The 21,743-nt window shown below is 29.2% G+C and carries 18 protein-coding genes; 14 read left to right on the top strand and 4 right to left on the bottom strand.

All coding sequences use genetic code 11. From position 1 onward, the window contains the following. Window positions 1–14 precede the first annotated feature (14 nt). The 3 genes from SHK09_RS00565 (at window position 15) to SHK09_RS00555 (ending at window position 4,706) form a co-directional block, all read left to right on the top strand. Window positions 15–1,094 carry an efflux RND transporter periplasmic adaptor subunit gene (locus tag SHK09_RS00565; protein WP_319808817.1) on the top strand — a complete coding sequence of 360 codons (1,080 nt, stop codon included), beginning with the start codon at window positions 15–17 and terminating at the stop codon, window positions 1,092–1,094. 216 nt (window positions 1,095–1,310) lie between these two features. Further along, a complete protein-coding gene (locus SHK09_RS00560; protein WP_319808816.1) occupies window positions 1,311–4,505 on the top strand; it encodes an efflux RND transporter permease subunit in 3,195 nt (1,064 codons plus the stop codon). Window positions 4,506–4,520: 15 nt separating this feature from the next. Beyond that, entirely contained in the window at window positions 4,521–4,706 is a 186-nt protein-coding gene (locus SHK09_RS00555; protein WP_319808815.1) for a DUF2892 domain-containing protein, read from the top strand. Window positions 4,707–4,755: 49 nt separating this feature from the next. Here the strand turns inward: SHK09_RS00555 and SHK09_RS00550 are convergent, their stop codons facing one another. Further along, on the bottom strand, window positions 4,756–7,497 hold the full coding sequence (locus SHK09_RS00550; RefSeq protein WP_319808814.1) for an outer membrane beta-barrel protein: 2,742 nt from the start codon (window positions 7,495–7,497) through the stop codon (window positions 4,756–4,758). Window positions 7,498–7,691: 194 nt separating this feature from the next. Between SHK09_RS00550 and SHK09_RS00545 the strand changes: the two genes are divergently transcribed. Next, window positions 7,692–8,273: a methyltransferase domain-containing protein gene (locus SHK09_RS00545; protein ID WP_319808813.1), complete on the top strand. Its 582-nt coding sequence runs from the start codon at window positions 7,692–7,694 to the stop codon at window positions 8,271–8,273. A gap of 48 nt (window positions 8,274–8,321) precedes the next feature. On the opposite strand, the gene SHK09_RS00540 is transcribed toward SHK09_RS00545, so the two are convergent. The 3 genes from SHK09_RS00540 to SHK09_RS00530 all read right to left on the bottom strand — a co-directional run bounded on the left by SHK09_RS00540 (window position 8,322) and on the right by SHK09_RS00530 (window position 11,302). Then, window positions 8,322–9,359 carry a transporter gene (locus SHK09_RS00540; protein ID WP_319808812.1) on the bottom strand — a complete coding sequence of 346 codons (1,038 nt, stop codon included), beginning with the start codon at window positions 9,357–9,359 and terminating at the stop codon, window positions 8,322–8,324. Between the two features lie 80 nt (window positions 9,360–9,439). After that, complete coding sequence (locus SHK09_RS00535; protein WP_319808811.1) at window positions 9,440–9,757, bottom strand: hypothetical protein; 318 nt, start codon at window positions 9,755–9,757, stop codon at window positions 9,440–9,442. A gap of 366 nt (window positions 9,758–10,123) precedes the next feature. After that, window positions 10,124–11,302 carry an acyl-CoA dehydrogenase family protein gene (locus SHK09_RS00530; RefSeq protein WP_319808810.1) on the bottom strand — a complete coding sequence of 393 codons (1,179 nt, stop codon included), beginning with the start codon at window positions 11,300–11,302 and terminating at the stop codon, window positions 10,124–10,126. A gap of 104 nt (window positions 11,303–11,406) precedes the next feature. Here SHK09_RS00530 and rnpA point away from each other — a divergent pair, with 104 nt between their 5' ends. The 10 genes from rnpA to SHK09_RS00480 are packed head-to-tail and all read left to right on the top strand — an operon-like array spanning window position 11,407 to window position 21,743. Next, a complete protein-coding gene (gene rnpA, locus SHK09_RS00525) occupies window positions 11,407–11,805 on the top strand; it encodes a ribonuclease P protein component (protein WP_319808809.1) in 399 nt (132 codons plus the stop codon). Further along, window positions 11,786–13,420 (top strand): S41 family peptidase, encoded by a 1,635-nt coding sequence (locus SHK09_RS00520; protein ID WP_319808808.1) that lies wholly within the window; start codon window positions 11,786–11,788, stop codon window positions 13,418–13,420. The genes rnpA and SHK09_RS00520 overlap by 20 nt, the downstream gene beginning before the upstream one ends. 27 nt (window positions 13,421–13,447) lie before the next feature. Then, window positions 13,448–15,136 (top strand): DUF6909 family protein, encoded by a 1,689-nt coding sequence (locus SHK09_RS00515; RefSeq protein ID WP_319808807.1) that lies wholly within the window; start codon window positions 13,448–13,450, stop codon window positions 15,134–15,136. A gap of 24 nt (window positions 15,137–15,160) precedes the next feature. Beyond that, entirely contained in the window at window positions 15,161–16,216 is a 1,056-nt protein-coding gene (locus SHK09_RS00510) for a hypothetical protein (protein WP_319808806.1), read from the top strand. A gap of 3 nt (window positions 16,217–16,219) precedes the next feature. After that, window positions 16,220–17,227 carry a dTDP-glucose 4,6-dehydratase gene (gene rfbB, locus SHK09_RS00505; RefSeq protein ID WP_319808805.1) on the top strand — a complete coding sequence of 336 codons (1,008 nt, stop codon included), beginning with the start codon at window positions 16,220–16,222 and terminating at the stop codon, window positions 17,225–17,227. Window positions 17,228–17,229: 2 nt separating this feature from the next. Beyond that, window positions 17,230–18,087, top strand: coding sequence for a glucose-1-phosphate thymidylyltransferase RfbA (rfbA, locus tag SHK09_RS00500; RefSeq protein WP_319808804.1), 858 nt, complete (start codon window positions 17,230–17,232; stop codon window positions 18,085–18,087). Next, window positions 18,084–18,641 carry a dTDP-4-dehydrorhamnose 3,5-epimerase gene (rfbC, locus tag SHK09_RS00495; protein WP_319808803.1) on the top strand — a complete coding sequence of 186 codons (558 nt, stop codon included), beginning with the start codon at window positions 18,084–18,086 and terminating at the stop codon, window positions 18,639–18,641. The genes rfbA and rfbC overlap by 4 nt, the downstream gene beginning before the upstream one ends. Beyond that, window positions 18,631–19,950 (top strand): flippase, encoded by a 1,320-nt coding sequence (locus SHK09_RS00490; protein ID WP_319808802.1) that lies wholly within the window; start codon window positions 18,631–18,633, stop codon window positions 19,948–19,950. The genes rfbC and SHK09_RS00490 overlap by 11 nt, the downstream gene beginning before the upstream one ends. Window positions 19,951–20,003: 53 nt before the next feature. After that, complete coding sequence (locus SHK09_RS00485) at window positions 20,004–21,149, top strand: glycosyltransferase (RefSeq protein WP_319808801.1); 1,146 nt, start codon at window positions 20,004–20,006, stop codon at window positions 21,147–21,149. Window positions 21,150–21,161: 12 nt separating this feature from the next. Continuing rightward, window positions 21,162–21,743, top strand: coding sequence for an acyltransferase (locus SHK09_RS00480; protein WP_319808800.1), 582 nt, complete (start codon window positions 21,162–21,164; stop codon window positions 21,741–21,743).

Genomic DNA, 21,743 nt, shown 5'->3' with positions numbered 1-21,743 from the left:
TAAATCCAATAGAAATGAAAAAATATATCAACAGAATTACACTAATTGCTTTATCATTATTTATAGTGAGTTGTGGTAGTGAAGAGAAAAAGGTAGCAGTAGATAATTCGCCTGCAATTAAAATTACTGTTAGCAAAGTTGCTATAAATAGTGATAGTCAGTTTTTATCTGTAAGTGGAAAAATACAAGCATCTAATAGTGCAGATTTAAGCACCAGAATGATGGGATATGTTAAAAAAGTACACGTTAATGTTGGCGATAAGGTTAGAAAAGGTCAGTTGTTGGTTTCTATTAATAATGCCGATTTACAAGCTAAGAAAGGGCAAGTAAATGCAGGTATTACAAAAGCGAAGACTGCTTTGAATAATGCAGAAAAAAATTACAAACGTTTTAAAAATTTATTTGCGAGTACAAGTGTTACTCAAAAAGAAATGGATGATATGACTGCCAATTACGAAATGGCAAAAGCGGGTTTAGAATCTGCGAATCAAATGAAAAACGAAATTAATGCACAATTTGCATATTCTAATATTACGGCTCCTTTTAGTGGTGTAATTACCAGTAAAAATATAGAAAGTGGAGATATGGCAAACCCAGGAATGCCATTAATTAGTATAGAAACGCCTAAAGTATTTGAAGTAATTGCAATGGTTCCTGAAACTGAAATTTCTCAAATTAAGAAAGGAACAACTGTAAATGTTTTAGTGAAATCTATGAATAAAACGTTGAAAGGAAAAGTTAGCGAAGTAAGTACTTCTGCTAAAAATACTGGAGGACAATATTTAGTAAAAATAAATTTAGATAAAACGGATGTTCCTGTTTTATCTGGAATGTTTTCTACAGTTCAGTTTCCTGTAGAAAGAAAAGTGAAATCAGAATTGGTTTTAATTCCTACAGAAGCAATTGTAAAAAACGGACAATTATCTGGAGTTTATACAGTAAGTGAAAGTAATACAGCAATGTTGCGTTGGTTGCGTTTAGGTAGAACGTATGGAAATAGTGTAGAGGTTTTATCGGGCTTAAATGCAGATGAATCTTACATCGTTTCTGCGGAAGGGAAGTTGTTTAATGGGGCTAAAGTTAGTGTTCAGTAGGCAGTATTCAGTCATCAGTAGGCAGTTGCAGTATACAGTAACGAGTACTCCTTCATGGTTTTAAAAACTTTGTAGGTATAAATAAAATAACAAATTTAGTTAAGAATAAGAATTGTCGCGTTAAGGTTAGAAGTGGAAATCCTTTTTTTGCTGCCATATATGGCAAAAAAAGATTGTAACGGATAGCCTGTTAAAACGCCCAAAATATAAGAAAATATGAAAGAAGGTTTAGCTGGAAAAATTGCAAAAGTCTTTATTGGATCGAAACTGACCGTGTTGCTAATGATCGTTTTTATGGTGGTTGGTGTGTACGCTTCGTTTTTAATTCCGAGGGAAGAAGAACCGCAAATTGATGTGCCAATGGCCGATATTTTTGTGGGTTATCCTGGGGCAAGTCCTACAGAAGTAGAAACGAGAGTTGTAAAACCTTTAGAGAAATTAATTTCTAATATTAAAGGTGTAGAGTATGTGTATTCTACTTCTATGAACGAAAAAGCAATGGTTATTGTGCAGTTTTACGTGGGCGAAGATATTGAGCGTTCTTTTGTGAAATTATACAATGAGATTAACAAACATATGGATCAAATGCCTGCAGGCGTTACGTTTCCGTTGGTTAAAACGCGTGCAATTGATGATGTGCCAATGTTAGGGTTAACATTGTGGAGTGAAAGCTACAGTGATTATCAATTAAGGCAAATGGCACAAGAATTAGAAACGGAAATTAAGAAGATAAATGATGTTTCTATTACGCATAAAATTGGTGGAAGAAATCGTCAATTAAGAGTTGTTTTAGATAAAGATAAATTGGCATCGAGTGGATTGGATTTCTTATCGGTTTCTGAAATGATAAAAGCCAATAATACACAATTAGCTTCTGGTAGTTTTGATAAAAATGATACAGAATTTTTAGTAAATACGGGTAAATTTTTAGCGTCTGTAACAGACGTAGAAAATTTGGTAGTTGGTGTACAACAGAACAGACCTATTTATTTAAAACAAATTGCAAGTATAGTTGATGGACCAGAAATTCCTCAGAATTATGTGTCTTTAGGTTTTGGGCAAGCAAGTGAAAAGGCTTCTGAATACAAATCCGAATATCCTGCAGTGACTATTTCTGTCGCTAAAAGAAAAGGGGCAGATGCAATGAAAATATCAGAATTAATTTTAGATAAAGTAGCGCATTTACGTACAACTTTAATTCCTGATGATGTACACGTAGAAGTTACCAGAAATTATGGAGAAACAGCTTCTCATAAAGTATCTGAATTGTTGTGGCACCTTATTGGGTCTATCTTTGCAGTTACTTTAGTGGTAATGTTAGCAATGGGTTGGCGTGGTGGATTGGTGGTGTTTTTATCTGTGCCAATTACGTTTGCTTTAACATTGTTGAGTTATTATATGTTAGATTATACATTAAACAGAATTACACTTTTTGCTTTGGTTTTTGTAACTGGTATTGTGGTGGATGATTCTATTATTATAGCAGAAAATATGCACAGGCATTTCAAAATGAAACGCTTGCCTTTTAAACAAGCCGCTTTGTATGCAATTAATGAAGTTGGGAACCCAACAATTTTAGCAACGTTTACTGTTATTGCTTCTGTTTTACCAATGGCTTTTGTGTCTGGTTTAATGGGGCCTTATATGGCGCCAATGCCAATTGGAGCTTCTATTGCAATGATTTTATCATTATTTGTAGCGTTAACAATTACCCCTTATTTAGGATATATTTTCTTAAGAGAAAAAGATAAAAAAGGAAGCGTAGAGAAAGTTGAAAAACCTTTAGAGGAAACTTTTATTTATAGAATTTATGACAAATTTGAAAGACCTTTAATAGAAAATAAAACAAAAAGATGGTTGTTTTTAGGCGGAACATTCTTTGTGTTAATGGCAACAATGGTGTTGTTTTTTACCAATTCTGTAGCTGTAAAAATGTTGCCTTTTGATAACAAAAATGAGTTTCAAGTGGTAATTGATATGCCAGAAGGCACAACTTTAGAAAGAACAGGAGTTGTAACGCAAGAAATTGCTCAGTATTTATCTACAAGACCAGAAGTTGTGAATTATCAAAACTATATTGGGACTTCTGCTCCAATTACTTTTAACGGTTTGGTGCGTCATTACGATTTACGTGGTGGATCTAATATGGCAGATATTCAAGTGAATTTGGTTGATAAAGATAAACGAGATATTCAGAGCCACGGAATTGCAAAATTATTACGTCCAGAAATGCAACGTATTGCTGCAAAATATAATGCAAATGTAAAGTTAGTAGAGGTGCCACCAGGACCTCCAGTTTTATCTACCATTGTTGCTGAGGTGTATGGTCCAGATTATGAACAACAAATTGAAATAGCAAACAGTGTTAAAACTATTTTAAAAAACACCGATGATGTTGTTGATATCGATTGGATGGTTGAAGCAGATCAAACGGAATATCAATTTGAAATAAATAAAGAAAAAGCAATGTTGTATGGCGTTGCTCCTCAGCAAATTGCGTATACAATGAATATGGCCTTGTCTAACAGAGCAATTACAACTTTGTATGATGAAAATGCTGTAAATCAAGTTGGTTTGGTATTGACTTTAGATGAAAAAGAAAAATCTACTATTTCTGATATTTCTCAATTAAAAGTAAAATCGAAACAAGGAAATATGGTTCCTATTGCAGATTTGGTTGAAATAAAAGAAACAATTGCAGAAAAAAGTATTTTCAGAAAAAACCAAAAACGTGTTGTGTATGTGATGGCAGATATGGCTGGAGTATTAGAAAGTCCTGCATATGCAATTTTAGGAATGGAAGAGAAATTGAATGAAATAAAACTTCCTGAAGGTTATAAGTTAAACGAAATGTATTTGGGTCAGCCAGAATTTGAAGATGATTATACCGTGAAATGGGATGGAGAATGGCAAATTACATTAGAAGTTTTTAGAGATTTAGGAATCGCTTTTTTAGGAGCAATTATCTTAATTTATATTTTAATTGTTGGATGGTTTCAGAACTTTAAAGCACCCATTGTAATGATGGTAGCAATTCCATTATCATTAATAGGAATTGTTTTAGGTCACTGGATTATGGGTGCCTTTTTTACAGCAACTTCATTTATCGGAATGATTGCGCTGGCGGGAATTATGGTACGGAACTCGGTTTTATTAATCGATTTTATCAACTTAAGAACAGATGAAGGAATTCCTTTAAAACAAGCTTGTATCGAGGCAGGAGCAGTAAGAACAACGCCAATTTTATTAACTGCAGGAACGGTTGTTATTGGAGCGTTTGTTATTTTGTTTGACCCTATTTTTCAAGGACTAGCAATATCATTAATGGGAGGAACCATTGTTTCTACCGTATTAACTTTATTGGTGGTGCCATTGGTGTATTATATGATAGAGAAGAAAAATTATAAATAATTAAATAGATAAATAATGTTAAATAAATATTTTAGAGTAATTGTAGGTGTTATGGTGCTATTAACTGTTTTTCTTACGTATTACGTAAGTGTAAATTGGTTGTGGTTTGGAGTTTTTATTGGTGTAAATATGATTCAATCTGCATTTACTAAATGGTGTTTGTTAGAGTCTATTTTAATAAAATTAGGTGTTAAAAAATGAGCATAAAAAAAGGTGATAAATTATTTTATCACCTTTTTTTTTTAAAATATTAACCTCTATATCTTCCTCTTCTTCCTGGTTCAAACTTTTTACCTGCACTACCTAAACTGTTAAACTTCCAAGTAAATGATAGCATTGCGTATTGGTTTAAAACCGTACTAGAAGAATCTTCTACATAATCTTCTGTGGCAATTCTTCTTGCATTTGTGTTTTGGTTTAAAATATCATAAACTTTTATACTAATTGCACCTTGGTCTTTTAAGATAGAATAACGTAGAGAAGTATTCCAAAACCAAGCACTTTTTTGAAATCCGTCTGCAATATTAGAGTTGTAGTTATAATTAACATCATTTCTCCATTCTAACTTCTTAGGTAAGAATGTAGCTGTTTGAATAGTTACATTATGTGTTATAAAGTTTCTGTCATCAAAACTATCAATATCATAGGTGTTATTGTTAAATGAAATAGAGTATTCTGGTCTAATTTGTAAAATTTTATCCCAATTAAAATCGAAACCTAATCTAGGAGAAATAGTAGCTGTTTTACTAGAATACTTAGTACCATTATTAAAGTTGATGTTTTTATTATAGTTACCAAAAACACTGAATTCACTTTTTAAACTTCCAAAATCTTCCCATTTTTTTGTAGCACTATAACTACCACCAGCTCTAAAGCTATAAAAACCATCTACGTTTGCATACGTTGTTTCTCTAATTAAAGTATTAGGGTCTATAAATGTATTAGCTACAACTCTATCATTTGTGTAAGATAAGTTTGCGAATGACCAAAAACCAGTTCTTTGTTGCCAGTTAAAGTTAGATGCACCAAAACGAATGTTATGTGTTTTAGAAGGCGTTAAAGTTGGGTTACCTGTTACAATATTTAAAGGATTAGATTCGTCTCTAAAAGGTTGTAATTGAGATAAATTTGGTGTTCCGTTTCTAAAATTATATCTAAACCTATAGCTGCTAGTTCTACTTTTTCTAAAACGAACGCCAAAACCATATTCTAAATTATTAAAATCTCTAACAAGGTTAGTTTCTGGTCTTAGGTAATCTAAATTTTCTAAGGTTCTACTAACATGGGCAATTTCTGCAGAAGCAGACCATTTACTATTTCTAAATTCTAGTTCTGCACTTGGTCTCTTCGTTTTATTTAAATATTCAAAATCTGTACTTAATAAACTACTAAAATCTGTATAATCATTAGTAGTTTGATTAAAATCGAATGTACTACGTTTTGTTTTTGTCTTTATGTTTCCGTATTCATAAGCAACATCTAAAAAGAGTTTGTTAGCCAATATTGGAAGTCTATATGTAAATTCACTTCCAAATTGTTTTCTATCAGAACTTCCATCTGAATATTGGTCTCTTATAATTTGATTTGGATTTGTACCATAAATATTTGTTTCAGACTTTACAAAATCATCTGTTTCACTTTTATTTACATTTGCAGTAATTTCTGCTCTAATAAAAGCACCTTTACTTCCAAATTTTTTAGAGAAGTTTATCTCATTATCAAAACTTTCTCTATCAGATTCTGCAATAGAATTTGTTTTAGAATCGTTTGTTAAAATTTTGTCATTATTTAAACTTTCAGAAATACTGTTGTAGTTATTTGTATTTATATTTTTATTAAAATCAGATTCTATATCTATTCTAAAAGTACTATCTACTTCAATTTCAAAATCTATACTAGCATCATGACTATCACTCTCGTTTAAAGAAGTGCTTTTAGAATTTCTAAAAAAACTATCACCATTAGATAAAAAAGTTTCTCTATTACTAGAAGAAGTATTGTCAGATTCACTGTTTTTGTAAAAGTAATCTCCAGAAACTTCGAATATTTTTTTAAATACATTAATGTAGTTTAATCCGTAATTATTAGAAGTAACAATACCTTGTCCACCTCCAAAACTTCTATTATTTCCGCCAAATTGTAATCTTTGGTTTCCAAAACTAAAACCAGGTGAGTTTATATTATTTCCACCAGCAAGAATACCAATTCTTTCACTTTGTTGAAAACGAGTTGCCAAACCTGCATATTCATACCTACCATCTGTACCTATACCAGCAGCTACTTTACCAAAATACCCTTTGTTATTTTCTTTTCTTATTGTAAGATTAATAGTTTTGTTTTCACCATCAGAATCTTCACCAGAAAAAGCCTGAGCATTTGTCTTAGTATCTGTAATCTGAATTTTTTCTATAATTTCTTTGGTTAAATTTCTTGTTGTTATAGTAGGGTCATTACCAAAAAAGGGTTTGCCATTTACTAAAATCTTGTTAACCTCTTTACCGTTTACTGTAATTTTACCTTCGGCATCTACTTCTACACCAGGTAATTTTTTAAGTAAATCTTCTACATTTGCGTCTGCTTTGGTTTTAAAAGATTTTACATTAAATTCTACTGTATCTTTTTTTATTGTAATAGGTGCAGAAGACCTAATTACTATAGCGTCTAATGTATTTGCAGACTTTAAAAATAAAGTACCAACATTTTGGCTTTTTACATCTATAGTTTTAGCATAAGGTTTAAAACCAATAAAAGATACAATTAGTTTCATTTTAGAATCTGCAGTACTTGCATCAATTTTAAAGTTTCCTTTTGCATCTGTAATTGTATAAGCTACAATACTGCTATCTTTTAATCTTTCTATATGTACAGTTGCAGATTCTAGTAATTCTTTATCATCTGCAGACATTATATTTCCTGTAATTTGAAAATCTTTAGTTTGAGAATAAATAATGGAAGTTAGAAATAAACTAAATAAGAGTAAAAATTTTTTCATTTGATTTGGTTCAAGTTGATGGTAAAATATTAGGTCAATTTTATTGCAAATATTTAACTAATTATGTTATGTCTTCAGTTTTTAACAGAACTTTAATACTACTAGAGGTAAGTTCACTTTTTTTTAGATTCTTTTTTAAGAATTTCAGAAAATAATAAAATGTATTTTTGTTTAGAATTTAAACTTTTAAAGAGATGGATTTATCTGGAAATGCTTGGGATAATAGATATTTAAATAACGATATTGGTTGGGATTTAGGAGAGGTTTCGCCACCTTTAAAGGCATATTTTGATCAATTAGAAGATAAAGAAATTAAAATTCTTATACCTGGAGGAGGAAATTCTTATGAGGCAGTTTATCTTTTTAAAAACGGATTTAAAAATGTGTTTGTAGTAGATTTATCTAAAACTGCAATTGATAATATTAAAAAGAGAATTTCTAATTTTCCTGAAAATCAGTTAATTGTAGGTGATTTTTTTGATATTGATGCTTCTTTCGATTTAATTATAGAACAAACATTTTTTTGTGCAATAAAACCTAGTTTAAGAGAAGATTACGTTCTTAAAATGAATGGCTTATTAAAGCCAAATGGTAAGTTGGTTGGTTTATTATTTAATGTTCCTTTAAATAATGATAAACCTCCTTTTGGTGGAAATAAAGAAGCGTATAATTTATCTTTTAAACCTTATTTTAAAATAGAAAAAATGGATTCTTGTTACAATTCTTACAAGAATAGACAAGGAAGAGAGTTGTTTATTAAGTTGCTGAAAAAATAAAAAGGCTGATAAAATAGACCAACCTTTTTATAAAATTTATAATGTATTTTACATAGCGTATTGTAAACCTACAGTAATTGTTTCTTTTAGTTCTAATTGAATTCCGTTTGGCTTTTGATATAAAGGAAATGCGTATTCGAAACCTAAACGTACATCTTTTAATTTACCTTTTGGAGCATATAAATTAAATCCAAAACCACTGTTTGCATAAGTTCCACCAGAATTTGTAGTATCTGCTGTTGTTACCATCATTGGTGTTAGGTTAGCATCTTCTCCTCTAATTTCATTAACAATAATTCCTTCTATTCTTGCAGATAAACTAAGCCAATCTGTAGCTTTTATAGCTAGCCAATTGTTTAAATTATAGCTGTTTCCAAAGGCATAATTATTAGAGTTCTTACCAAAACGAAAAGTTCCTTTTAATTGACTTCCCCAAGAAAAAGTTTCTTTTTGACCTAAATATGTAAAACCTAAATTAGTATCAAAAGTTCCGCTACCAATTTGCATTGGGTAAGGTAATTGTATTTCATTAGGAGAACTCATAGGAGTTTCATCTGTTTCAGAAATACTTCCTGTTGGCAATGAAAACGTTAAATTACCATGAAAAGAATGTTGGTTTTTATTTAAAAACTTATAAATTAGGCCTAATTTTAAATCTCCAAAACCAGAAGAAGCAGTAGAAAAAGGTGAAGTAGTATTCATCATTCTCATCTGCAAATCCATATCATTTTTAATAACATTTGCCATTGCTAATAACGTAATTTTGTTACTTGGTGCATACATTAAACCAAACATGTGCATTTGCATAGGCATTTTTAAAGGAGTAACCATATAACCCGCACTATGTGCTTCATCATTTGAAATGGTATTAGAACCATTTAATAAACCGCTCATATTCATGTTCATAAAACGGTAAGAGAACATAAAGCCACCTTTAGAATGATAATGATCTGCCATTAAAGAAATTGGTGCGTGACCATCTGGTCTATTCCCTTTCCAATTATTATTTTCTGAAGTTTCTTGTGCTTTTGTTTGTTGATTTAGGAGTATAATAAACCCTAAAATTATAATTTTTATTGATTTCATTATTTGTTATATTATTTAAATAATTTGTAAGTAAAAACATCAGAATTTATTTCTGAGATAAGATTTTAATAATAAAAAATTTAAATAACTGGTGGATGAAATACGTTATATGAATACAAGTAAGAATATTCGTTTTTATAACTAGTATGATTTATAAGTTTTATATCATCATAATTTTTAGAATCTAAACTTAGCAACTTCACAAATCCTATTGGGTATTCTTCCATATGAATTCTTAAAGATTGATAATCTTCATCTTCTTGTTGTTGTAATCTATTCATTAGATGGCAAGTACCCTTGCAACTTAATTCTGGCTTGTCTTTATTAATACAAAGTACTTTAGAAATATAGTCGTAATTAATTGCATATTCTACAAATGGTGCAATAGGTTTTAACATAGCAACCAAGTAGAGTAAAACAAATAATATGGTAGTAAACCTTCTAAACAAAAGATGTTTTCTTTATTTTTAACAAAAGTAAGATTGTTCATTAAAAAAAAGAAACATTTTTTTAACTTTATTATTTTTATTTATTCTAAATAAACGTTTATCTTTGCCGTGTTATAATTAAAGATATGATTGTTTTTTATACTCAAAATAAGCCTACAATTCCTTTATTACAAAACGCTGTATGCGATAATGTATGTTCTTCTAATTGCATAAAACCAAAAGGAAAGTGTTGTAATAAGTACAAGAAAAAAGGCATCAATTGTAAAAGATGCCCAAATATTTTATTACAGAAAGCTTCTTAAATTTAGTTTATAATTATTTAAAAGCACTTAAACCTGTAACGTCTAAACCGGTTATTAAAAGGTGAATGTCGTGTGTGCCCTCGTAAGTAATTACACTTTCTAAATTCATCATATGGCGCATGATAGAATATTCGCCAGAAATACCCATTCCGCCTAACATTTGTCTTGCTTCTCTGGCAATTTTTAAAGCCATATCTACATTATTACGTTTTGCCATAGAGATTTGAGCAGAAGTTGCCTTTCCTTCATTTTTTAAAGTACCCAATCTCCAAGCCAATAATTGCGCTTTAGTTATTTCTGTAATCATTTCTGCTAACTTTTTTTGCTGAAGTTGAAATTGACCAATAGGTTTACCAAACTGTTCTCGTTCTTTAGAATACCTTAAAGCAGTGTCGTAACAATCCATTGCAGCACCAATTGCACCCCAAGCGATGCCATATCTTGCAGAATCTAAACACCCTAAAGGTGCACCAAGACCAGATTTGTTTGGCAGTAAATTTTCTTTGGGAACTTTAACATTATCAAAAATTAATTCTCCTGTAGCAGAAGCGCGAAGAGACCATTTATTTTTTGTTTCTGGTGTAGAAAAACCTTCCATTCCTCTTTCTACAATTAAACCATGAATTCTACCGTTTTCATCTTTAGCCCAAACAACAGCAACTTGTGCAAAAGGTGCATTAGAAATCCACATTTTTGCGCCATTTAAAAGATAATGATCTCCCATATCTTTAAAGTTAGTTTCCATACCAGAAGGATTAGAACCATGATTAGGCTCTGTTAACCCGAAACACCCCATCCATTCTCCAGAAGCTAGTTTAGGTAAGTATTTTTTACGCTGAGTTTCGTTTCCGTAGGTAAAAATAGGATACATTACTAAAGAAGATTGCACAGAAGCAGTAGAACGAACGCCAGAATCTCCACGTTCTATTTCTTGCATAATTAATCCGTAGGAAATTTGATCTAGACCTGCGCCACCATATTCTTCTGGAATATAAGGGCCAAAAGCACCAATTTCTGCTAAACCCGCTATAATTTGAGTAGGAAATTCTGCCTTTTGAGCATATTCTTCTATAATAGGAGAAACGTCTCGTTTTACCCAATCTCTTGCAGCAGTTCTAACTAACTTATGTTCTTCGGATAATAAATCGTCTATGTTGTAATAATCTGGCGCTTGAAATAAATCTGGTTTCATATTGCTAAAGTGTAATTTTAATATTTATTAAAAATACAGAACTTTTTTAAAGTTAGCGATTAGAAATTGTTAAAAAGTAGTTGTTTTCTATTAAGTTTGTAACGATGAAAAATACGTTAGGAAAACAAGAACGTTTAAAGAGTAAGAAACTAATAGAAAAGCTCTATTCTGAAGGTGATTCTGTAAAAGCATTTCCTTTGAGAATGATATATGTACAAACACCACATACATCAGATTTTCCTTGTCAAGTTGGTGTTTCTGTAGCTAAAAGAAACTATAAGTTAGCTGTAGATAGAAACAGATTAAAACGTTTATTAAGAGAAACGTATCGTTTACAAAAGCAAATTGTATACAATAATCTAGACGAACCCTATGTTTTTATGATTTCGTATATTGGTAGAGAAGAAATGAAGTACGAAGAATTGTTCTTAAAAATGGAGAAATTACTAACGTTGTTTATAAGTAAAGTAAAAAATACAGCAGATGAAAATATTCAATCTTAAAAAGAAAACCGTTGTTTTATTATTGGTAGGAACAATTTTTTTAACCTACTCTTTTAAATCTAAGTTTTTTGAAGTTGCAAAACAAATAGAGATATACAATACATTGTTTAAAGAACTAAATATGTATTATGTAGATGAAATTAATCCTGCAGAATTTACAAACAAAGCAATAAAAAATACACTTAAAGACTTAGACCCGTATACCAATTTTTATAATGAACAAGATGTAGAGACTGCTAGAATAAGACGAGCAGGAGAATATGGTGGAATAGGAGTTGCAGTTTATTACACAAAACAAGGAATAGAAATAAGCGAAGTTTATAAAGGCTTTTCTGGAGATAAAGCAGGTTTAAAAGCTGGAGATATTATTATTTCTGTAGACAAACAATCTATAAAAAATATGGAAGGAGAACAGCTTTCTATGTTTTTAAAAGGAACACCAAATAGTACTTTTACTGTAGCTGTAGAAAGACAAGGAAAAATTATTACAAAAGAAATTACTAGAGATAAAGTTATTGTAAATCCTGTGCCATTTGCAGAAATGATAGATGATGAAACAGGTTATATTACTTTAACTCGCTTCAATGAAAAAGCATCTTCGGAAGTTAAAAAGGCGTATAGAAAGTTAAAAAAACAAGGAATGACGAAGTTGATTTTTGATCTTCGTTATAATCCTGGAGGTTCTCTATTAGAATCTATTAGAATATCTAATTTCTTCTTGCCAAAAGGTAAAAAGATAGTAAGTACAAAAGCAAAAATTAAAAAGTGGAGTAACACCTACAATACTAAAAATGAACCTCTAGATTTAGAGATTCCTATTGTGGTTTTGGTAAACGAACGCTCTGCATCTGCATCTGAGATTGTAAGTGGTTCTTTGCAAGATTATGATAGAGCTGTAATTATGGGGAAACGTTCTTTTGGAAAAGGCTTGGTACAGCGTTACAGAGAATTAATGTATGGGACACAGTTAAAATTAACTATTTCTAAATATTACACGCCAAGTGGAAGATGTATTCAAGAATTAGATTACGAAAACAGAGACCCTAAAACGGGAATAGTTCCTAAGTTTTCTGCTAAAGGTATTAACGCATTTAAAACCGCAAACGGAAGAACAGTTTATGATGGTGGAGGTGTTATGCCCGATGTTGAAATAAAAACATCTAAAAGAAACGAGACTACAGAAGAGTTAATAAAAACGAAAGCTATTTTTAATTTTGCAACCCGTTATTATTATGAGAATCCTACTTTAGATAGTTTAGACGCTTTTACTTTTAAAAATTTAGATTTTAATAAATTTACGTCTTACTTAAAGGTTGATACGACTTTTGTAACGGCACAAGAATCTTTATTTAAAAAAGCATTTTTAGCATCAAAAGAGAATGATATTTCAAAAGAATACAAGCTTATAAAAGAAAAGTTAGCAGAAGATAAAATTTTAGAAATATCAAAAAATAAAGACATTGTTTCAGAATTAATAAAAGCAGAAATTTTAGAAAGATTTTTTTATAAAGAAGGTGTTTATAAGTACAATTTAAAGAATGATAAAACTATTTCTGAAGCTGTAGTTTTATTGAAAAATGAAGATAATTACAATAAAATTTTATCAGGTAAATAGTTTTATATTTGTATACAAAATTAGAATATGTCAGAAATTAAAAAAATAGCGAGAACAAGAGCGCAAGAATCTACAAACGCAATAGAGAAATTATATATTTCTATGCGTCATTTATTTAGTAGAGGTTTTTATAAACCAATGGGAATTTCAGGAGAAACCTTAAGGAAATCGTTACTATCTTTAAGACCAGAGATTTATGGTTCTATAGCAGAGGAAAGAATAGAATTAAGTGGTTTAACTTATGTTATAGAAAGACTTCCGGAAGGAATTGAAGAATGCCAGTATATTAATTTAACGGCAGATGAAGGGTATAAAAACTCTCACTTTAACTCTATTATTCCTCCAAAAAGAAGAAGAAACTGTTATAGAATAGATAAAGATCAAATGAATATTGAGATTACCAGAGGAAGGTCTGAAATCTATGATATTCTAACGCATTTAACTTTCTTGTTTATAGAATCTCATAAGATTCAAGAAAGAGTTACATTAAATGATGGTGAAGATTTTACAAGAGAATGGAAACATTTAGAAGATATTATACTTTATCAAAAAGAAATTACAGAAGAAGAAAGAGAAGTAACAATTGTTCATTTAGGTAATATTTTAGGTAGAACTTTCGATGAAGTTTTAGGTATACATAATACTTTTTCTACAGAAGCAAACCCAGATAGATTTTTTCAATTAATTTATTGGTTAGGTAAGCTTGCAATAAATGAAGTTATAGACAACAAAAAAAGAACAATAACATTTAGTTCTGTTTTAGTTGAAGAAATAGGACACCATATTTATGGTGAAATTTGGGCAAATGATATTAAAAAGGTTTTAAAAGATAATGAACTTTTAGAAAGACCAGTACATATTATAAGTGCAAATATGCACAGTGTACTAAATTCTATTTATGCTAAGAATGCGGTACCAAAAGAAACTAAAGATTTAAAAGGTTTTGAATTGTATCAACTTTTAAGTAATTCTGATAGCAAGCCATTACAGAAAAAAGTAAAAGATTTTGCATCTTCAAACGGTCTTATTTATATAAAAGATACTTCTGGTACCAATATTAATGTACAAATTATAGATACGGCTAAAATAAATTTTGATATTTTATCTTTTTCTAAAAAAGAGAAGCTAGAAGAAAACCCTGTAATTATTGTAATGGATTATGCTTTTGGAGAACAAGCGTATGAAACTATGGATGAATTATTGAAACCATACACTTGTAAAAAGAATATAAAAACTCATTTAGACGTTAAATCTGTTTCTATAATGGGTAAAGCTGGTATTTTAGAAGGAGGAAAAGGAGATATTATGATTCCTTCTGCTCATATTTTTGAAGGAACAGCAGATAACTATCCGTTTAAAAATGAATTAGCAAAAGAAGATTTAGAAGGTTTTGGTATCGAAGTTTTCGATGGTTCTATGATTTCTGTTTTAGGAACCTCTTTACAAAACAAAGACTTGTTAAAGTTTTTTCATGATTCTACTTGGAATGTTATAGGCTTAGAAATGGAAGGAGCTCATTATCAAAAAGCAATACAATCTGCATCTAGAATTAGAGGAAATATTTCTGAAGATGTACAAGTAAGATATGCATACTATGCATCAGATAATCCTTTAGAAACAGGAGCAACATTAGCTTCTGGTGGTTTAGGAATGACTGGTGTAACACCTACTTATGCGATTACTCAAAAAATATTAGAACAAATTTTTAACAGTTAAACTGTTTATCAATAAAATAAAAGAATGTCAACAACCAACAGACCAACCAACAACAATAATAGTAACGAAGAAGAAGTAGATTTAGGTTCTTTATTTGTAATCATAGGAAAAGGATTTACTAAGTTCTTTAATTTTATTGGTAGTATTTTTAAAGGAATATTTCATGTTATCATATCTATCTTAATTTTCTTAAAAGAAAATACAATAAAGATTGGAATTGCCGCTATTGTTGGTTTAATTGTAGGTGTTTTTGTTGAGGTAAGAAAAACAGATACTTTTGAGTCTGAATTACTTTTAGAACCAAATTTTAAAAGTGCTAGACAATTATATGAGAACATAAATTATTACAATAACCTTGTTAAGCAAAAAGATACAGCGGGTTTAGTAAAAACGTTTAAGTTAGACAAACAATACGCTGCAAGTCTTAAAGAATTTGAAATAGAACCAATTAAGACAGAAAATGATATTATTAATTCTTACAATGATTTTATTTTATCTGTAGATACAACAACAGTAAAGAGTTATACTTTTTTAGAATTTAAAGCAGCTTTTACAAGCTATGATTATAAAATTCATAAAGTAACAGTTACAGCAAAGAAGAATAATATTTTCGATAAATTAGATGATGTAATCATTTCTTCTGTTGTTAGTAATAAATATTTTAATAAGCTAAAGGGATTAACAAATAGAGACTTAAATAGAACAGATTCTTTATACCGCCAAAACTTAACTCATATAGATTCTTTAAGAAAGGTTTATATGCAAGTAATGGTTGAAGAAGCAAAGAAACAAACAACCGGTACAAATATAGATTTAGGCGGTGAAAAAGGAACTACAAAAGAGTTAGAGTTATTTGAAGCGAATAGAAAAATAAATAATGATTTAAGAAATATAGCATCACAAAAGGCTACAAAATATGATGTTATTAATGTTATTTCTAACTTTCAGCCAATAGGAACTAAAATAAAAGGAGTAACTAAAAATTATGCCTTTTTATTAGGTGCTTTAGGAGCAAGTTTTATGATTGTATTTTTACTGTTACTTAAATTAAACAAGTACTTAGGAAATTATAAAAAATAAGTAATGCAAACAATTCTTATAACAGGAGGAGCAGGATTTATTGGGTCAAATTTTATACCTTACTTTTTAGAAAACAACACAGATTTACAGGTTGTAAATTTAGATATTTTAACTTATGCAGGTGATGTTTCTAATTTAAAAGAGATTAATGATAACGCGAGATATACTTTTGTTGAAGGAGATATTTGCGATAGAAACTTGGTAGAGAATTTATTTAAGAAGCATAACTTTTCTGGAGTAATTCATTTTGCAGCAGAATCTCATGTAGATAATTCAATTAAAAATCCGGATGCATTTGTAAGAACAAACGTTTTTGGAACCTTTAATTTATTAGATGTTGCTAGAAATTATTGGATGGACGCTCCGAATATTTATAAAAAAAGTTATCAAAATTGTAGATTTCATCATATTTCTACAGATGAGGTATATGGTACTTTAGGTAAAACAGGTTTGTTTACAGAAGAGACTTCGTATGCACCAAATAGCCCTTATAGTGCTTCAAAAGCATCATCAGACTTTATGGTAAGAAGTTATTTTCATACTTACGGAATGAATGTTGTTACAACGAATTGTTCTAATAACTACGGGCCAAAACAACATGATGAAAAATTAATACCTACAATAATTAGAAAAGCAATTTCTGGAGAAAATATTCCTATTTATGGAGATGGAAAAAATATTAGAGATTGGTTATATGTTTTAGATCATTGTAAAGGTATAGAGCTCGTTTATAAGAAAGGAACAACAGGAGAGACTTACAATGTTGGAGGTAAAAATGAACGAGATAATTTGTACATAGCAAATGTTATTTGCGAAATTTTAGACGAAGAGAAACCTAAAGGGAAATCTTATAAAGAACAAATTAGTTTTGTAAAAGATAGACCAGGTCATGATTTTAGATATGCTATTGATGCTTCTAAAATTGAAACAAAATTAGGGTGGAATGCCAAAGAAAATTTTGAAACTGGTATCAAGAAAACTATTCAATGGTATCTAGAAAAATATAATTAAATATGAAAGGAATTGTATTAGCAGGAGGATCTGGAACAAGATTGCATCCACTTACATTAGCTGTTAGTAAACAATTAATGCCGGTGTATGATAAACCTATGATTTATTATCCTATTTCTGTATTAATCCTTTCAGGAATAAATGAAATCTTAATTATCTCTACACCGCAAGATTTACCATTGTTTAAAAGATTATTAGGTGATGGAAAAAAATATGGATGTGATTTTCAATATGCAGTTCAAGAAGAACCTAATGGATTGGCAGAAGCATTTATTATTGGAGAGAAATTTATAAAAAACGATAGTGTAGCTTTAATTTTAGGGGATAACATTTTTTATGGTTCTGGTCTACCAAGACTATTAAAAGAAAATAATAATCCTGATGGAGGAATTGTATATGCTTATCATGTAAATGATCCAGAACGCTATGGGGTTGTAGAGTTCGATGATGATAAGAAGGTGTTGTCTATTGAAGAGAAACCTTTAAAACCGAAATCTAATTATGCAGTTCCTGGAATTTATTTTTACGACAATTCTGTTATAGAAATTGCAAAAAACATGAAACCAAGTAAAAGAGGAGAGCTTGAGATAACAGATATCAATAAAACCTATTTAGAAAAAGGAAAACTAAAAGTAACTATTTTAGACAGAGGAACTGCTTGGTTAGACACTGGTACTTTTAACTCTTTAATGCAAGCTTCTCAATTTGTACAAGTAATAGAAGAAAGACAAGGTTTAAAAATAGGTTCTATAGAAGAAGCTGCTTTTAGAGCTGGTTTTATTACCAAACAAGAAATGTATGAATTAGCAAAACCACTTTTAAAAAGCGGTTATGGGAATAATTTATTAGAAATAAAATGATAGTTAAAGAGACAGGATTAAAAGATTGTTTTGTAATAGAACCACTTTTTTTTAAAGATAATAGAGGGTGTTTTTTATTAGAATATAATAAAAAAGAGTTTCAAGAAAAAACAGGTTTTACTGGAGATTTTGTTTTAGGAAATCAGTCTACATCGCAATACGGAGTTGTAAGAGGTTTGCATTTACAAAGAGGCGAGTTTGCACAAGCAAAATTAGTAAGAGTTGTAAAGGGAAGAATTTTAGACGTAGCGGTTGATGCTAGAAAAGATTCTGAAACTTTTGGTAAAGTGTTTTCGGTAGAATTGTCTGCAGAGAATAATAAGCAATTATTTGTACCTAGAGGGTTTTTACATGGTTTTTCTGTTTTAGAAGATGATACCATTGTTTCTTATAAATGTGATAATTATTATAATTTTGAATCTGAAGATGGTGTGCTTTATAATGATGAGGATTTAAATATTGATTGGAAGATTCCGAATAAAGACATTATACTTTCTGAAAAAGATATTAAATTGAAGAGTTTTTTAATATTTATGAAAACAAATGATATTTAACTCCCTAATTAATAAGGTTAAAGAAATAAAACAAAATGTAAGTTTCATAAAGTATTTTAACAATACTTTGTGGCTTTTTATTAGTAAAATTTTAGGTTTTTTTTCTGCTATTTTTGTAAGTGCTTGGGTTGCTAGGTATTTAGAACCGGAAACTTATGGTCTTTTAGCATATAGTAATAGTATAGTAGCTTTGTTTTTACCAATTGCAATGATTGGCTTAAATGATATTATTGTAAAAGAATTGGTAAGTGCTAACAATAAAGCAGAAATAAGTAAAATATTAGGAACCGCTTTCTTAACTAAGCTACTTTTTGGTATAATTTCATTTATTATTTTACTGCTTTTTGTTTTTTTAAATAAAGATTTTTCTGAAATAAGGCTTCTAATTTTAATATTTTCTTCTTTCCTAATACTTCAAAGTTTAGAGGTTTTCGATTTTTATTTTCAAAGTCAAGTTAAGTCTAAGTTTGTTGTTTATTCTAGAATTATTGCGGTTTCATTATCAAGTATATTAAAGATTGTGTTAATAAAATTGAATGCACCAGTTCATTATTTTGCAATCGTCATTATTTTAGAATTCTTAGTTACGCATTTATGCACGTTTCTATATTTTAATAAAAGTAAAATTTCTATTTCTTTTTTTAATTTTGATAAGAGTTATGTTTTAAGTCTTCTTAAAAAAAGTTGGCCTCTTTTTTTAAGTGGGATGATGTATATTGTTTATGTGAAAATAGATCAAATAATGGTCAAAGAAATCTTAGGAGCAAAAGCTGCTGGTTTATATGCCGTATCTATTAGCTTAAGTGAGGTTTGGTATTTTATTCCAAATATAATTGCGGCTTCTTTTTTTCCGGCAATTTTATTTTATAAATCTAAAGATCAAAAGACTTATTACAAAAGGATTACCAACCTTTATAGTTTACTATTTTGGTTAGCAGTTTTTATATCGCTCTTTATTACTTTTTTTGGAGAATGGATTATAGAGAATTTGTATGGAGATAGCTACTTAGAATCTTATGGAATATTAAGTATTTATATTTGGTCTAATATATTTTTCTTTTTTACAACTATTAGTTCTAAATGGCTTGTTGCAGAAGGTTTTTATTTACATTCATTTTATAGAAATATTATAGGAGCAATTTTAAATGTTATTTTGAACATTGTTTTAATAAATAAATTTGGACTTGTAGGTGCTGCAATTTCTACTTTAGTTTCTTATGCTTTTGTAGGTTTATTTTATGATTTGTTGTTTAAAGAATTAAGGGTAAATTTTAAATTAAAATTAAAGTCTATTTTCTTTATAAATTAATAACTTGCTTCCAGTTTACGTTTGTAGTAAATTTATAAATTATCAGTATAATAATGGTAAATAAAATTTTATATATTCATCATGCAGGTGAGTTAGGTGGTGCACCTAAAAGTTTGTCAATTTTGCTTAGTGGCTTAGATAAGGATATATATAAGCCTTATGTTTTTATGCTGATTAATGGTCCTGCAAAAGATTTATTTAAAAAAGTAAACGCAGAAGTTATTGTAAGTAATAGAAGGTTGTTTGCATTTCATGGTACTACGGTGTCTGGTATGAATTTTAGATTATTTGTAAAGAATTATTTATATATTATACCCAATATTTTTGCAGCATATAAAATAATAAAAAAAGTAAAGCCAAGTATTTTGCATTTAAATACAAGTTGTTTATTTGTTTATGCTTTTGTGGCAAAAGTGTTTTTTAAAAAGGTAAAGGTAGTTTCTCATGTAAGAGAGCCAATATTAAATAACTTCTTCGGGAAAATATTAAGTTATTATAATATCAAATTTGTAGATTTTTTTATTCCAATTAATAATTATGAATCAGAACCTTTTAAAGGTGAAAAACTAGAAGTTATAAAAAACTCTATAGATAAAAATATTTATACATTTAATAACTTAATAAGAGAGAGTGAAAGAAAAAAAATAGGACTACAAAAAACAGATTTTATAATAGGCTTTTTTGCTAGATTTAATTTTGAAAACGGAATAGAAGATTTACTTTCAATTGCTTTAAAATTAAAAGAAATAGATAATAATATTAAAATATTAATTTATGGTTTTGAATCAGAAATTGTAAATGAAGAAATAATAAAGATAGCCAAACAAATGCCAGATAATGTAATAGTTAAAGGAATGGTTAAAGATGTGCAAAATAAGATGCAAATGATAGACTTATTATTAAGTCCTTTTAAAACTCCTCACTTTTCTAGGTCTGTTATAGAAGCACAATCACTATCTATTCCGGTATTAGTTTCAGATGTAAAATCTCAAAATACATTGTTAATAAATAATGAAACGGGTTACACTTATAAATCAGGATATGTTGACGAAGCTGTAAATAAAATAATAACTCTTAAGAATAATGAAGAGTTATTTACATTTATGAAGAAAAGCGCCAGAGATTTTGCCGTGAATAACTTTTGTCATATTAATAACAATAAAAAAGTTTATGCTATTTATAATAATTTATTAAAGTAAACAAAAAGTGTTATGTATAAGTTTTTCTTGTTTTTTTATTTTATAAAATCTAAAGTTATTAATTATCTAAAATTTAGAATTTTTGATATAAAATTTGGTAAAAACTGTAAAGTAAATGGCTCCTTATTTTTAAAAGGAAAAGGATCGACAGAAATTGGCAATAATGTTATTATTAACTCTAGTTATATTAAAAACCCCATTGGAGGACAAACGTTTACAAGTATTGTTGTTGCAGATAAAGGAAAACTAAAAATAGGAAACAATGTTGGGATGTCTAACTGTGCAATATTTTGTAGTCAACAGATTGTTATTAAAGATTTTGTTTTGATAGGAGGTAACTGTAAGATTTATGATACGGATTTTCATTCTATTTATTTAGATGATAGAATACAAGTACCCGAAATAGGTGTTAAAAATGCAAAGGTGTTAATTAAAGAAGGTGCTTTTATTGGTGCCAGTTCTATTATTTTAAAAGGAGTTGAAATAGGGAAGAAAGCTGTTGTTGCAGCAGGAAGTGTTGTGTCAAAAAACATACCTGATAATGAGGTTTGGGGAGGTAACCCTGCTAAATTTATAAAAAAAATAGAAAATTAA

Source organism: Polaribacter sp. PL03, assembly GCF_033875165.1.
In the GTDB taxonomy this organism is placed as follows: Bacteria; Bacteroidota; Bacteroidia; order Flavobacteriales; family Flavobacteriaceae; genus Polaribacter.
This window is presented reverse-complemented; position numbering and strand designations above follow the sequence as displayed.

Coding starts and splice junctions, on each gene's coding strand:
- SHK09_RS00565 (WP_319808817.1), top strand. CDS start 15: ATGAAAAAATATATCAACAGAATTACACTAATTGCTTTATCATTATTT.
- SHK09_RS00560 (WP_319808816.1), top strand. CDS start 1,311: ATGAAAGAAGGTTTAGCTGGAAAAATTGCAAAAGTCTTTATTGGATCG.
- SHK09_RS00555 (WP_319808815.1), top strand. CDS start 4,521: ATGTTAAATAAATATTTTAGAGTAATTGTAGGTGTTATGGTGCTATTA.
- SHK09_RS00550 (WP_319808814.1), bottom strand. CDS start 7,497: ATGAAAAAATTTTTACTCTTATTTAGTTTATTTCTAACTTCCATTATT.
- SHK09_RS00545 (WP_319808813.1), top strand. CDS start 7,692: ATGGATTTATCTGGAAATGCTTGGGATAATAGATATTTAAATAACGAT.
- SHK09_RS00540 (WP_319808812.1), bottom strand. CDS start 9,359: ATGAAATCAATAAAAATTATAATTTTAGGGTTTATTATACTCCTAAAT.
- SHK09_RS00535 (WP_319808811.1), bottom strand. CDS start 9,757: ATGTTAAAACCTATTGCACCATTTGTAGAATATGCAATTAATTACGAC.
- SHK09_RS00530 (WP_319808810.1), bottom strand. CDS start 11,302: ATGAAACCAGATTTATTTCAAGCGCCAGATTATTACAACATAGACGAT.
- rnpA (WP_319808809.1), top strand. CDS start 11,407: ATGAAAAATACGTTAGGAAAACAAGAACGTTTAAAGAGTAAGAAACTA.
- SHK09_RS00520 (WP_319808808.1), top strand. CDS start 11,786: ATGAAAATATTCAATCTTAAAAAGAAAACCGTTGTTTTATTATTGGTA.
- SHK09_RS00515 (WP_319808807.1), top strand. CDS start 13,448: ATGTCAGAAATTAAAAAAATAGCGAGAACAAGAGCGCAAGAATCTACA.
- SHK09_RS00510 (WP_319808806.1), top strand. CDS start 15,161: ATGTCAACAACCAACAGACCAACCAACAACAATAATAGTAACGAAGAA.
- rfbB (WP_319808805.1), top strand. CDS start 16,220: ATGCAAACAATTCTTATAACAGGAGGAGCAGGATTTATTGGGTCAAAT.
- rfbA (WP_319808804.1), top strand. CDS start 17,230: ATGAAAGGAATTGTATTAGCAGGAGGATCTGGAACAAGATTGCATCCA.
- rfbC (WP_319808803.1), top strand. CDS start 18,084: ATGATAGTTAAAGAGACAGGATTAAAAGATTGTTTTGTAATAGAACCA.
- SHK09_RS00490 (WP_319808802.1), top strand. CDS start 18,631: ATGATATTTAACTCCCTAATTAATAAGGTTAAAGAAATAAAACAAAAT.
- SHK09_RS00485 (WP_319808801.1), top strand. CDS start 20,004: ATGGTAAATAAAATTTTATATATTCATCATGCAGGTGAGTTAGGTGGT.
- SHK09_RS00480 (WP_319808800.1), top strand. CDS start 21,162: ATGTATAAGTTTTTCTTGTTTTTTTATTTTATAAAATCTAAAGTTATT.